General features: G+C 69.3%; 9 protein-coding genes. 3 read left to right on the forward strand and 6 right to left on the reverse strand.

Annotated features, from left to right (window positions below; translation table 11 throughout):
- The first annotated feature begins 88 nt into the window (after positions 1-88).
- Positions 89-1675 carry a Na+/H+ antiporter gene (locus ACFU9P_RS10950; RefSeq protein WP_376375001.1) on the forward strand — a complete coding sequence of 529 codons (1587 nt, stop codon included), beginning with the start codon at positions 89-91 and terminating at the stop codon, positions 1673-1675.
- Positions 1676-1689: 14 nt separating this feature from the next.
- Here ACFU9P_RS10950 and ACFU9P_RS10955 read toward each other — a convergent pair whose 3' ends face one another.
- On the reverse strand, positions 1690-2820 hold the full coding sequence (locus ACFU9P_RS10955; protein WP_384078672.1) for a mechanosensitive ion channel family protein: 1131 nt from the start codon (positions 2818-2820) through the stop codon (positions 1690-1692).
- Between the two features lie 47 nt (positions 2821-2867).
- Here ACFU9P_RS10955 and ACFU9P_RS10960 point away from each other — a divergent pair, with 47 nt between their 5' ends.
- On the forward strand, positions 2868-3437 hold the full coding sequence (locus ACFU9P_RS10960; protein WP_384078674.1) for a dienelactone hydrolase family protein: 570 nt from the start codon (positions 2868-2870) through the stop codon (positions 3435-3437).
- A 96-nt stretch (positions 3438-3533) separates the two neighbouring features.
- On the opposite strand, the gene ACFU9P_RS10965 is transcribed toward ACFU9P_RS10960, so the two are convergent.
- The 4 genes from ACFU9P_RS10965 to ACFU9P_RS10980 form a co-directional block, all read right to left on the reverse strand.
- Positions 3534-5183, reverse strand: coding sequence for an alkaline phosphatase D family protein (locus ACFU9P_RS10965; protein ID WP_384078676.1), 1650 nt, complete (start codon positions 5181-5183; stop codon positions 3534-3536).
- A gap of 208 nt (positions 5184-5391) precedes the next feature.
- Entirely contained in the window at positions 5392-6207 is an 816-nt protein-coding gene (locus tag ACFU9P_RS10970) for a DsbA family protein (protein ID WP_384078678.1), read from the reverse strand.
- A gap of 86 nt (positions 6208-6293) precedes the next feature.
- A complete protein-coding gene (locus ACFU9P_RS10975; protein WP_384078680.1) occupies positions 6294-6983 on the reverse strand; it encodes a hypothetical protein in 690 nt (229 codons plus the stop codon).
- A 128-nt stretch (positions 6984-7111) separates the two neighbouring features.
- Positions 7112-8446, reverse strand: a complete 1335-nt coding sequence (locus tag ACFU9P_RS10980) for a DUF2252 domain-containing protein (RefSeq protein WP_384078682.1) — start codon at positions 8444-8446, stop codon at positions 7112-7114.
- A 260-nt stretch (positions 8447-8706) separates the two neighbouring features.
- Here ACFU9P_RS10980 and dnaE point away from each other — a divergent pair, with 260 nt between their 5' ends.
- Positions 8707-12246, forward strand: coding sequence for a DNA polymerase III subunit alpha (dnaE, locus tag ACFU9P_RS10985; protein ID WP_376375019.1), 3540 nt, complete (start codon positions 8707-8709; stop codon positions 12244-12246).
- A 144-nt stretch (positions 12247-12390) separates the two neighbouring features.
- Here the strand turns inward: dnaE and ACFU9P_RS10990 are convergent, their stop codons facing one another.
- The gene (locus ACFU9P_RS10990) at positions 12391-12579 is read right to left on the reverse strand and encodes a hypothetical protein (protein WP_384078684.1); all 189 of its coding nucleotides are present in this window, start codon (positions 12577-12579) and stop codon (positions 12391-12393) included.
- Between the last annotated feature and the right edge of the window lie 5 nt (positions 12580-12584).

Below are 12584 nucleotides of genomic sequence, written 5' to 3' on the forward strand. Positions count from 1 at the left end.
GGCGGCGGTCCCGGTCGCCGACGGCCGTCATCGAGACCGCTGTTGAGGTTCCTGACCATCGAGGCTTGTGAGCACAGGAGGGCGCATCGTGGACCAACTGGCCCTGCTGCTCGTGCTGTTGCTCGGCGCGGTGGTCACGGTGCCGCTGGGGGAGCGGCTCCGGCTGCCCGCGCCGGTGCTGATGACCCTCCTGGGGATCGTGCTGGCGCTGCTGCCCTTCGTACCGAATGTCCAGGTGCCCCCGGACTTCATCCTGCCGCTGCTGCTGCCGCCCCTGCTCTACGCCGCCGTACAGCGCACCTCCTGGCGGCAGTTCGCCGCCAACAAGCGCCCCATCTTCCTGCTCGCGGTCGCGCTGGTCTTCGTCACGACGGCGGCGGTCGCGGCGGTCGCCCACTCCGTCGTGCCCGGCCTCCCCATCGCCGCCGCCGTCGCGCTCGGCGCGCTGGTGGCGCCGCCCGATCCGGTCGCCGCGACCGCCGTCGCCGGTTCGCTCGGGCTGCCCCGGCGGCTGGTCTCGATCCTGGAGGGCGAAGGCCTCTTCAACGATGTCACCGCGATCGTGCTCTACCACGTGGCGATCGCGGCGGCCGTCAGCGGCACCTTCTCCTGGCCCGGCGCGGCCGGGTCGTTCGTGCTCTCCGCGGTGGTGGCCGTGGCGGTGGGACTCGCGCTGGGCTGGATCTCCAACAAGCTGATGTCGCTGCTCGGGGACGCGACCCTCCAGGTCGGGCTCACGCTCCTGGTGCCGTTCGTCAGTTACGTGCTGGCGGAGGAGCTGCTCGGCTCGGGCGTCCTCGCCGTCCTCACCACCGCGCTCTTCCTCGCCGAGCACACCGCGGACGCGGACGATGTGATGGGGCGGCTGGCCGGCAACTCGTTCTGGCAGATCGTCGATGTCCTGGTGACCGGTGTCGCCTTCGGCCTCATCGGGCTGGAGCTTCACAACGCCTTCGGCGCCGCCGGGCTCGGGGTGGGCCGGATGCTCGGCTGGGGCGCGATGGTCGTCGGGGTCGTCGTGGGCGTACGGCTGCTCTGGCTGCTGCCGGCCACCTGGGCGGCCAAGCGGATGCACAAGCTCCGCGACTACGACGAGGACATCCCCGTCGGCTGGCGCGAGACCGTGGTGATGTGGTGGGCCGGGATGCGCGGGGTGGCCTCGGTCGCGCTGGCGCTGGCGATCCCGCTGGAGACCGACACGGGGCATCCGTTCCCGGGCCGGGACGAGATCATCTTCATCGCCTTCGCGGTCATCGTGACCACCCTGGTGTTCCAGGGGCTGACCCTGCCCTGGCTGGTGCGGAGACTCGGCGTACGGGCCGACACGGGCGCCGAGCGCGAGCTGGAGCACTCGCTCGCCGTGCGCGCGGCGAAGGCGGCCAGACGCAGGCTCAAGGAGATCGAGGGTGTCGAGGAGCTGCCGGAGGACATCAGCGAGCGGCTGTTGCGGGCGGCGTTCGACATCGGCGTACGGATCAGCCCCGACATCGTCGACGACGAGCGGCGGGAATGGGTCGTGGGCCGGGTGGCCCGGCTCAGGACCATGCAGCGCATCCAGCGCGAGATGATGTCGGCGGCCCGGCACGAGGTCCTCGCGGCCCGCAGCGAACCGGGCACGGATCCCGAGGTCGTCGACCGCGTCCTGCGCCACTTGGATGTCCGCAGCATGCGGTGAGGCGCGGGCGCCCGTCAGCCCCGGGCGGGGCGCGGACGGTCGGGGTCCTCGGCGCGGGCAACTCCGGCCGCGTCGCCGTCCTCCCGTTCCGTACGGCTCTGCGACGGCAGGACCGCCGCGGGTGCCATACCGATCCTCGGCAGGGCGTACGGATGCTGGTCGGCCAGCCAGGCCAGCATCCGCTCCCGTACATCGCACCGCGCCGTCCACAGGTCGTCTGCGTCCTTGGCCGTGACCACCGCGCGTACCTCCATGGTGCTCGGCGTGGTGTCCGTGACTGCGAGATTCCAGGCGCGGCCGTCCCAGGCAGGGCACTCCAGCAGGATCGCGTGCAGCTTCTCGCGCATCAGCGGCACCGGCGCCGAGTGGTCGAGGTGGAAGAAGACCGTGCCGGTCATCTGGATCCCGCCGCGCGACCAGTTCTCGAACGGCTTGCTGGTGAAGTACGACACGGGCATCGTGATGCGCCGCTCGTCCCAGGTCCGTACCGCGAGGAAGGTGAGCGTGACCTCTTCGACCACGCCCCACTCGCCGTCCACCACCACGGTGTCGCCGATCCGCACCATGTCGCCGAACGCGATCTGGAAGCCCGCGAAGAGATTGCCGAGCGTGGACTGCGCGGCGATGCCCGCGACGATCCCGATGATGCCCGCGGAGGCCAGCATCGAGGTACCGAGGGCCCGCATGTCGGGGAAGGTGAGCAGGATCGCCGCCACGGCCACGACCACGACGACCGCGGTCACGATCCGCATGATCAGGGTGACCTGCGTACGGACCCGGCGGACCCGGGCCGGGTCGCGGGTGGCGGAGGCGTAACGGTCGTACGCCGACTCGACCACCGCCGAGGCGATCCGTACGGCCAGCCACGCGCCCGCGCCGATGAGCACCAGCGACAGCGCACGGCCGATCCCCGCGTCATGGTCTTCGAGGATCCCCCACCCGGTCTCCCGGAACGAACCGCGCAGCAGCGCCGTGAGCAGGACCAGCCGCAGCGGCGTCCGGCACTCGCGCAGCAGCCCCCACAGCGGGACCCCGGGGCGGCGCCGGTCGGCGCGCCGCAGCAGCAGGTCGGCCGCCCAGCCGATGGCGAGGGCGAGCAGGACCGCGCCCCCGAGCACGGTCAGCGGACGCAGTACGTTCTCCATGGTTCCCTCGCTGGGACGACGGCACGGGCGGCTGGCAGGATGGCCGGATGGACATCATGCTCTTCCATTCCGTCTACGGTCTGCGTCCCGGGGTGCGCGCGGCGGCCGACCGGCTGCGCGCCGCGGGGCATCAGGTGCATCTGCCCGACCTCTTCGAGGGGCAGGTCTTCGGGACCGCGGAGGGGGGCAGGAAGCTGCGGGAGGAGATCGGCCACGAGGAACTGCTGCGGCGGGCGGTCCTGGCCGCGGCCCCGTACTCCGAGCGCGGTCTGGTGTACGCGGGGTTCTCGCTCGGGGGCTCCATCGCACAGAATCTGGCGCTGGGCGACACCAAGGCGCGCGGGCTGCTGCTGATGCACGGCACGTCCGACATCGCGGACAACGCCTCCGTCGACGAACTGCCCGTACAGCTCCATGTCGCGGACCCGGACGTGTCCGAGCCGCACGACTGGCTGACCGCGTGGTATCTGCGGATGCGGCGGGCCGGGGCCGATGTGGAGATCTACCGCTACCCGGGGGTGGGGCACCTCTACACGGACCCGGACCTGCCGGACTACGACAAGGCGGCGGCCGAGGAGACCTGGCGGACCGGACTGGCGTTCATCGCGTCACTCTGAGGCCCGGTCGCGCAGGGGCTCGTGCCGCGCTGAGGCCGGTGTCCTGCCGGGGTTTGTGCCACTTCAGCCGCCGCCTCGTTCCGTCGTGAGGGCGCGTCAGCGTACGGGCTGGTCCGCCCGTTCCACCCGCTGGGAGCCGGACAGGGTCCGGTACGAGCGGGCCCAGGAGGTGGTCGCCCCGGGGTCCGTCCGGTCGGAGACGGTGTAGTAGTCCATCTGCGCCCGCTCGGCGGTGACATCGAGGACGCCGTAGCCGTGGTGGTCCATGTCCACCCACTTCACATGGCGGTTGGCGAGCTTCACTGCCGCCGACGCGACCACGGAGACCGTTCCCGCCGGGACACGCAGGATGTCGTCGAGGTTGTCGGAGGTGACCGAGGTGACCACGAACTCCGTGGCGGCGGAGGCGGAGAGCGGATAGGTGGCCGCGGTCACCGGCACCTCGTTGGCCCAGGCCATGTGGATGTCACCGGTCAGGAAGACGGTGTTCCTGATCCCGCGCTGGGTGAGATGCGTGAGGAGTTCCTTGCGGTCGTGCGTATAGCCGTCCCACTGGTCGACATTGACCGCGAGGCCCTCCTTGGGCAGGCCCAGCAACTCGGCTATCGGGCCCAGCAGATGGGCGGGTACGGAGCCGAAGGCGACCGGCGAGATCATCACCGAGGTGCCGACCAGCTTCCAGGCGGTGTCCGAGCCCGCCAGGCCCGCCTTCAGCCAGTCGAGCTGGGCGCGGCCGGTGATCGTACGCTCCGGGTCGTCCACCGCGCCGCTGCCGACGCCCGTCTGCTGCGAGCGGAAGGAGCGCAGGTCCAGCAGGTGCAGATCGGCGAGCGAGCCGAAGCGGAGCCGGCGGTAGACCGTGCCCTCGGTGGAGGCGCGGACGGGCATCCACTCGAAGTACGCCTGCCGGGCCGCCGCCGCTCGGTCGGCCCAGGAGCCCTCCGTACCCGGTGTGTGGTTCTGCGCGCCGCCCGACCAGGCGTCGTTGGCGAACTCGTGGTCGTCCCAGATGGCGATCACGGGATGGGTGGCGTGCAGGGCCGCCAGATCGGGGTCCGACTTGTAACGGCCGTGGCGGGTGCGGTAGTCGGCGAGGCTGATGATCTCGTGCTCCGGCTCGTGCCGCCGTACGGTGTACTCCGCCGCGGGGAAGTCGCCGGTCGCGTACTCGTACAGGTAGTCGCCGAGGTGGAGGACGGCGTCCAGGTCGGCGCGGGCGGCGAGATGGCGGTACGCGGAGAAGTACCCGGCCTCCCAGTTGGCACAGGAGACCACTCCGAAGCGCACACCCGGTGCGGCGGCGTCGGGGGCGGGGGCGGTGCGCGTACGGCCGACAGGCGAGACGGTCCCGCCGGCGGTGAACCGGAAGTAATAGGTGCTCGCCTGGCGGAGACCCCTTACATCGGCCTTGACGGTGTGGTCCGAGGCGGCCCGTGCGACGGTGGCGCCCCGGGCGACGACGGAGGCGAACTGCCGGTCCTCGGCGACCTCCCAGGCCACCTCGGTGTCGGCGCCCCTGCCGGAGCCGGGGACGGCATCGGAGGAGGGGGTGACCCGGGTCCAGAGCAGGATGCCGTCGGGGAGCGGGTCCCCGGAGGCGACACCATGGAGGAAGGCGGGGGCCTCGGCGGCGGAGGCGGTGCCGCCGAGAACGGCCGGGGCGGCGACAGCGGTGACGGCGGCGGTGGCGGCAGCGGCCTTGACGACCGTGCGGCGACGCGGCGAAGAAGGCGGGAGACTGGTCACGGGCGATGAGATTACTGACCGGTAAGACGACAGGGCAGGCGAATCGGGAATGTTCGCCTGCCCGTCGGACACCGGCCGCGCACTGGCCACCGCCCGGGGGCTGCCACGCCAGGACGGGCCCGCGCGGGCGCGGCAGCCTCGTATAGCGGCCCCTTCATCGGCTATGGCGGCCCCTTCGTCAGCGGCCCTTGAGCGCCCCTCAACTCCCTTATGCAGCCAGGGCCTTGGTGAGTGCCGCGTTGAACTCCGCCACCGTCATGGGCGGGTTCTCACTGCCCTCCGCGGTGAGCTTCTTGCCGTCCATCTTGAGCGTCGGGGTCCCGCCCACACCGCTCTTGTCGAAGACCGCAGACATCTTCATCGCCCAGGCGTCGTACGTACCGTCCGTGACGTCCTTCTGGAACGCCTTGTTGCCCTTGAGCGCGTTCACCGAGTCGGCCACCTGGATCAGATAGCTGTCCTTGGCGAACTTGTCCTGGGTCTCCTCGGGGTGGTACTTCGTCGAGTAGAGCGCGGTCTTGTACTGGAGGAACGCCTCCGGGCTCACATTGAGCGCCGCGCCCAGCGCGGAGAGGGCGTTCTTCGAGCCGGTGCCGTTGTCGGAGTTGTCGATAAAGGTCGCGCCGATGTACTTGATCTTGAACTTGCCGGCGTCGATGTCGTTCTGGACCGTCTCGCCGACCGTCTGCTCGAAGCCCGCGCAGACCGGGCAGCGGGGGTCCTCGTACAGTTCGAGGGTCTTCTTGGCGTCCGCCTTGCCGATGACGACGGTCGTACCGTCCGTGCCCTCGGTGTTCTTCGGGGCGACGACGGTTGTCTCGTCCTTCATGGCCTCCCAGTGCGAGGGCTTGTTCGCCTGGACGACGGCGTAGCCGACACCGCCGGCTATCGCGAGGACCACGACGGCCGAGCCGGCGACGATGAACTGGCGGCGGATCCGGTCCTTCCGCGCCTGCCGCTCGCGCTCCTCGCGCAGCCGCTCACGGGCTGCCGCCTTGCCTGACTTGCTGTTCCGTGCGCTCATGATGAATCACTCCGTGTGATGACGTGCTTCCGCCGGCACGGGGAAGACGTGGGGAAGGGGTCGGGCTGCCGGGCTGCCTGCTCGGCTCAGACAGAGCCGAGCAGCGCGAGGCGCGGCGGCCCGCGCCGTCCCACGGAGTGCACAAGGAGCCGGGTACGGGAGGGCCGCGGGCGGTCCGCCGGGCGGGCGGTCCGCCGGGCGCCCGTCACGGCCGTTCCCGCCAGCGCGGCGGCCGCGATCAGCAGCGGCCGGAACGCGAACGCCGCCACGGCCCTTACCAGACCGGACAGCGCGGACTCGCCGTGCCGCAGCCAGTACGCGGCCAGCAGCCCGATCGACACATGCACGGCCAGCAGCAGCCAGGGCAGGGCCGGGTCCGGAGAGTTCAGCAGGGCGGTGGTGGCGGTGTCCGGGGAGACCACGGAGGGCAGCGGAGCGCCGAAGGCCCCGCCGCAGAGGACATCGAAGCCGACCTGGCGGAGCGACCCCGCCACGGGGCCGCCCGCCGGTCCGTAACAGACATGCTGGCCGCTGGTGAAGACGGTGTCCGCGGCCAGTTCGAGCGGGACGAGCAGGGCGGCGATCCGCCAGAAGCCACGCTCGCGGCCCGCCGCGGCGTAGGCGAGCAGGAACACCAGGGCGCTGAGCCCGGCGACCAGGGGCAGTGGCACCGGGGCCCGGGACAGCAGCACATGGGAGCCCGCGGACAGCGTCACGACCAGTGCCGTGAACAGTGCTGCCCGCGTCGCCCTGAGCCGCGTCCCGGATATGTCCATCGCCGCCGAGTGTGCCATGCGTCCCTGTAAGCAGTCCCTAAACGAGTCCCTGAACAGGGCCTTGAACGCCCGCTGAGCCGGGTCTCAGGAGTGAGCCGAGCCTCAGGAGGCCGACCGGTGGCCGGTCCTCACGAGGTCAGCCGGCCGTTGCGGAACAGGTCCACGAAGATCTGGTGGTCGGCCCTGGCGCGTGCTCCGTAGCTGTGCGCGAAGTCCACCAGCAGCCGGGCGAAGCCCTCCTCGTCGGCCGCGATCGCCGCGTCGATGGCGCGCTCCGTGGAGAACGGCACCAGCGAATGGCCGCTCTCGTTGTCCGCCGCCGAGTGCATCGTGGCCGTGGCCCTGCCCAGGTCGGCGACGACCGTCGCGATCTCCTCCGGGTCGTCCAGATCCGACCAGTCCAGATCCACCGCGTACGGCGAGACCTCCGCCACGAGCTGCCCGGCCCCGTCCAGCTCGGTCCAGCCCAGCCACGGGTCGGCGTGGGCCTGGAGCGCCCGCTGCGAGATCACCGTGCGGTGGCCCTCGTGCTGGAAGTACTCACGGACGGCGCGGTCGGTGATGTGCCGGGAGACCGCCGGGGTCTGCGCCTGCTTCATATAGATCACGACATCGTTCTCCAGGGCGTCGCTGTTGCCCTCCAGAAGGATGTTGTACGAGGGGAGGCCCGCGGAGCCGATGCCCACGCCCCGGCGGCCGACCACATCCTTCACGCGGTACGAGTCGGGGCGGGCCAGGCTGGACTCGGGAAGGGTCTCCAGATAGCCGTCGAAGGCCGCGAGGATCTTGTACCGGGTGGCCGCGTCCAGCTCGATGGCGCCGCCGCCCGGGGCGAAGCGCCGCTCGTACTCCCGGATCTCGGTCATCGAGTCGAGCAGCCCGAAGCGCGTCCGCGACCGGGCCGAGCGCAGGGCGCCCAGCAGCGGGCCCTGCGCGGTGTCCAGGTTGAAGGGCGGCACCTCGTCGTCCTTGGCGCCGGTGGCCAGGGCGTGGATCCGGTGGCGGTACGCGTCCGCGTAGGTCTCCACCAGGCCGCTGATCTGCTCGTCACTGAGCGCCTTGGTGTAGCCGATCAGCGCGAGGGAGGCGGCGAAACGCTTCAGGTCCCAGGTGAAGGGGCCGATGTACGCCTCGTCGAAGTCGTTGACATTGAAGATCAGCCGGCCGTTGGCGTCCATATAGGTGCCGAAGTTCTCGGCGTGCAGGTCGCCGTGGATCCAGACCCGGCCGGTGCGCTCGTCCAGGAACGGTCCCGCGCCCCTGCGCTCCCGCTCCAGGTCGTTGTAGAACAGGCACGCCGTGCCCCGGTAGAAGGCGAAGGCCGAGGCCGCCATCTTGCGGAACTTCACCTGGAAGGCCGCGGGATCGGCCGCGAGCAGCTCACCGAAAGCGGTGTCGAAAACGGCGAGGATCTCCTCGCCGCGCTGCTCGTCAGCTACCTCAACAGGTCGCGGGACCGACATGGATGTGCCTCCTGGCGCAGGGCTCTTGGGGGTGACAATGGGGGGTGGGGCGGAAGGTGACGCTCAAGGGTGATACCCGGATCCGGCGGAGCCGGAGCCCCCGCAGGGGCAACGCCCGACGTTACTCGGGAGTGCCCGCCGGTTGTCAGACCCGGGACGTAGACTTCGTCGCTGTCCCCCCAAGGCTGACCGCGGCCGGGGGCCCGGGGATTGCGTCCGGGAAAACACACAGTGTCGTACGTTCGCTGGAGGCCTTCACCGTGACCAAGCCGCCGTTCACGCACCTGCATGTCCACACCCAGTACTCGCTGCTGGACGGTGCCGCGCGGCTGGGGGACATGTTCAAGGCGTGCAATGAGATGGGCATGTCGCATATCGCGATGACCGATCACGGCAATCTGCACGGTGCCTATGACTTCTTCCATCAGGCGAAGAAGGCGAATGTGACGCCGATCATCGGGATCGAGGCGTATGTGGCGCCGGAGTCGCGGCGCAACAAGCGGAAGATCCAGTGGGGGCAGCCGCACCAGAAGCGGGACGACGTGTCCGGTTCCGGCGGTTACACGCACAAGACGATCTGGGCCGCCAGCAAGACCGGACTGCACAATCTGTTCCGGCTCTCCTCCGACGCGTACGCGGAGGGCTGGCTCCAGAAGTGGCCGCGGATGGACAAGGAGACCATCGCCCAGTGGTCGGAGGGGCTGATCGCCTCCACCGGATGCCCCTCGGGCGAGCTCCAGACCCGGCTGCGGCTCGGGCAGTACGACGAGGCGGTGCAGGCGGCCTCCGACTACCAGGACATCTTCGGCAAGGACCGGTATTTCCTGGAGCTGATGGACCACGGCATCGAGATCGAGCGCCGGGTCCGTGACGGACTGCTGGAGATCGGGAAGAAGCTCGGCATCCCGCCGCTCGTCACGAACGACTCGCACTACACCTATGCCGACGAGGCCACCGCACACGACGCGCTGCTGTGCATCCAGACCGGCAAGAACCTCTCCGACCCCGACCGTTTCCGCTTCGACGGCACCGGCTACTACCTCAAGTCCACCGACGAGATGTACGCCGTCGACTCCTCCGACGCCTGGCAGGAGGGGTGCGCCAACACCCTTCTGGTCGCCCAGCAGATCGACACCGAGGGCTGGTTCGAGGAGCGGAACCTGATGCCCAAGTTCGATGTGCCGGAGGGCTTCACCGAAGTCACCTGGTTCCGCGAGGAGACCATGCGCGGCATGGCCCGCCGCTATCCGAACGGCATCCCGGACGACCGGCTCAAGCAGGTCGAGTACGAGATGGGCATCATCATCGAGATGGGCTTCCCGGGATACTTCCTGGTGGTGGCCGACTTCATCATGTGGGCGAAGAACAACGGCATCGCGGTGGGCCCCGGGCGTGGCTCCGCGGCCGGCTCGATCGTGGCGTACGCGATGGGGATCACCGACCTCGACCCGATCGAGCACGGGCTGATCTTCGAGCGGTTCCTCAACCCCGAGCGCATCTCGATGCCCGATGTCGACATCGACTTCGACGAGCGTCGGCGCGGTGAGGTCATCCGGTACGTGACCGAGAAATACGGCGCCGACAAGGTCGCCATGATCGGTACGTACGGCAAGATCAAGGCGAAGAACGCCATCAAGGACTCGGCGCGGGTGCTCGGTTACCCGTACGCGATGGGCGACCGGCTCACCAAGGCCATGCCCGCCGATGTGCTGGGCAAGGGCATCGATCTCAACGGCATCACCGACCCCAAGCACCCGCGCTACAGCGAGGCGGGCGAGATCCGGGGGATGTACGAGAACGAGCCGGATGTGAAGAAGGTCATCGACACCGCGAAGGGTGTGGAGGGCCTGGTCCGGCAGATGGGCGTGCACGCCGCCGGGGTCATCATGTCCAGCGAGACCATTACCGACCATGTGCCGGTGTGGGTGCGCCACACCGACGGGGTGACCATCACCCAGTGGGACTACCCGAGCTGTGAGTCGCTCGGCCTGCTGAAGATGGACTTCCTGGGCCTGCGGAACCTGACCATCATGGACGACGCCGTCAAGATGGTGAAGGCGAACAAGGGCATTGACCTGGACCTGCTCGCCCTGCCGCTGGACGACCCCCAGACCTTCGAACTGCTGGGGCGCGGCGACACGCTCGGGGTGTTCCAGTTCGACGGCGGGCCGATGCGTTCGCTGCTGCGGCTGATGAAGCCCGACAACTTCGAGGACATTTCCGCCGTTTCGGCCCTGTACCGGCCGGGCCCGATGGGCATGAACTCGCATACGAACTACGCGCTCCGCAAGAACGGGCAGCAGGAGATCACCCCGATCCACCCGGAGCTGGAGGAGCCCCTCAAGGAGGTCCTGGGCCTCACCTACGGCCTGATCGTGTATCAGGAGCAGGTGCAGAAGGCCGCCCAGATCATCGCCGGGTACTCCCTGGGCGAGGCCGACATCCTGCGCCGCGTGATGGGCAAGAAGAAGCCCGAAGAGCTGGCGAAGAACTTTGTCCTCTTCCAGGAGGGCGCCAAGAAGAACAACTTCTCGGACGAGGCGATCCAGGCGCTGTGGGACGTGCTGGTCCCGTTCGCCGGATACGCGTTCAACAAGGCGCACTCCTCGGCGTACGGACTGGTCACCTACTGGACCGCGTATCTGAAGGCCAATCACCCGGCCGAGTACATGGCGGCGCTGCTGACCTCGGTCAAGGACGACAAGGACAAGTCGGCGGTCTATCTGAACGAGTGCCGCCGCATGGGCATCAAGGTGCTGCCGCCCAACGTCAACGAGTCGCAGTCGAACTTCGCCGCACAGGGTGACGATGTGATCCTGTTCGGGTTGACGGCCGTGCGGAACGTCGGGCAGAACGTGGTGGACTCGATCATCCGGTGCCGCAAGGCCAAGGGGAAGTACAGCAGCTTCCCCGACTTCCTGGACAAGGTCGAGGCGGTCGTCTGCAACAAGCGCACGGTCGAGTCGCTGATCAAGGCCGGTGCCTTCGACGAGATGGGCCACACCCGCAAGGGTCTGGTCGCGCACCACGAGACGATGATCGACAACGTGGTGCAGGTCAAGCGCAAGGAGGCCGAGGGGCAGTTCGACCTCTTCGGCGGGATGGGCGACGAGGACACCAGCGAGCCGGGCTTCGGGCTGGACGTCGAGTTCTCCGACATCGAGTGGGACAAGTCGTACCTGCTCGCGCAGGAGCGGGAGATGCTCGGGCTGTACGTGTCCGACCACCCGCTCTTCGGCCTCGAACACGTCCTGTCCGACAAGGCCGACGCGGCGATCGCGCAGCTCACCGGGGGCGAGCACGCGGACGGCGCGGTGGTCACCGTCGGCGGGATCATCTCCGGCCTCCAGCGCAAGATGACCAAGCAGGGCAACGCCTGGGCGATCGCGACGGTCGAGGACCTCGCGGGCTCCATCGAGTGCATGTTCTTCCCGGCGACCTATCAGCTTGTCTCGACGCAACTCGTCGAGGACACCGTCGTGTTCGTCAAGGGCCGCCTCGACAAGCGCGAGGACGTTCCCCGGCTGGTCGCGATGGAGCTGGCGGTCCCGGACGTGTCGGCGGTCGGGACCGACGCTCCGGTCACCATCACCATCCCCACGGTGAAGGTCACCCCGCCCATGGTCAGCAGGCTCGGTGAGATCCTGAGCCACCACCGGGGGAACTCGGAGGTCAGGATCAAGCTCCAGGGCGCGCACAAGACGACGGTGCTGCGGCTCGACCGGCACCGGGTGCAGCCCGATCCGGCGCTGTTCGGGGACCTGAAGGTGCTGCTCGGCCCGACCTGTCTGGCGGGTTAAGCCACCGGTCCCGGGGCTGCCCGGGACGTACTCAGTGCACAGAAGAGGGGCACGCCCGATGGTGGGCGTGCCCCTCGTGCGTCGTGGATCGTGTCCGCGTGCGTCAGTCGTCAGTTGTCAGCGGTGAGTCGCTGAGTCGTGACGTCAGTTGTGGCCGAAGCGCTTCTGCCGGCCCTTGTGCGCGACGTCCGTCGGGGAGATGTTCGACAGCCTCTCCTCGGACCTGTCCTCCATGGACGAGGACCCCCTGTCCTCCGTGCCGCGCTGGGACTCGCCGCGGTGCGGCTGCTTGCTGCTCCGGTCCCGGTGATCGCGGTTCTTGTTCTTGGCCATGGTGC

The sequence above is a fragment of the Streptomyces sp. NPDC057617 genome (assembly GCF_042800555.1).
Taxonomy (GTDB): domain Bacteria; phylum Actinomycetota; class Actinomycetes; order Streptomycetales; family Streptomycetaceae; genus Streptomyces.

What these genes read in the sequence shown, in the direction of transcription:
- ACFU9P_RS10955 (WP_384078672.1), bottom strand. Translation starts at nt 2,820, where the DNA reads ATGGAGAACGTACTGCGTCCGCTGACCGTGCTCGGGGGCGCGGTCCTG.
- ACFU9P_RS10960 (WP_384078674.1), top strand. Translation starts at nt 2,868, where the DNA reads ATGGACATCATGCTCTTCCATTCCGTCTACGGTCTGCGTCCCGGGGTG.
- ACFU9P_RS10970 (WP_384078678.1), bottom strand. Translation starts at nt 6,207, where the DNA reads ATGAGCGCACGGAACAGCAAGTCAGGCAAGGCGGCAGCCCGTGAGCGG.
- ACFU9P_RS10975 (WP_384078680.1), bottom strand. Translation starts at nt 6,983, where the DNA reads ATGGACATATCCGGGACGCGGCTCAGGGCGACGCGGGCAGCACTGTTC.
- ACFU9P_RS10980 (WP_384078682.1), bottom strand. Translation starts at nt 8,446, where the DNA reads ATGTCGGTCCCGCGACCTGTTGAGGTAGCTGACGAGCAGCGCGGCGAG.
- ACFU9P_RS10990 (WP_384078684.1), bottom strand. Translation starts at nt 12,579, where the DNA reads ATGGCCAAGAACAAGAACCGCGATCACCGGGACCGGAGCAGCAAGCAG.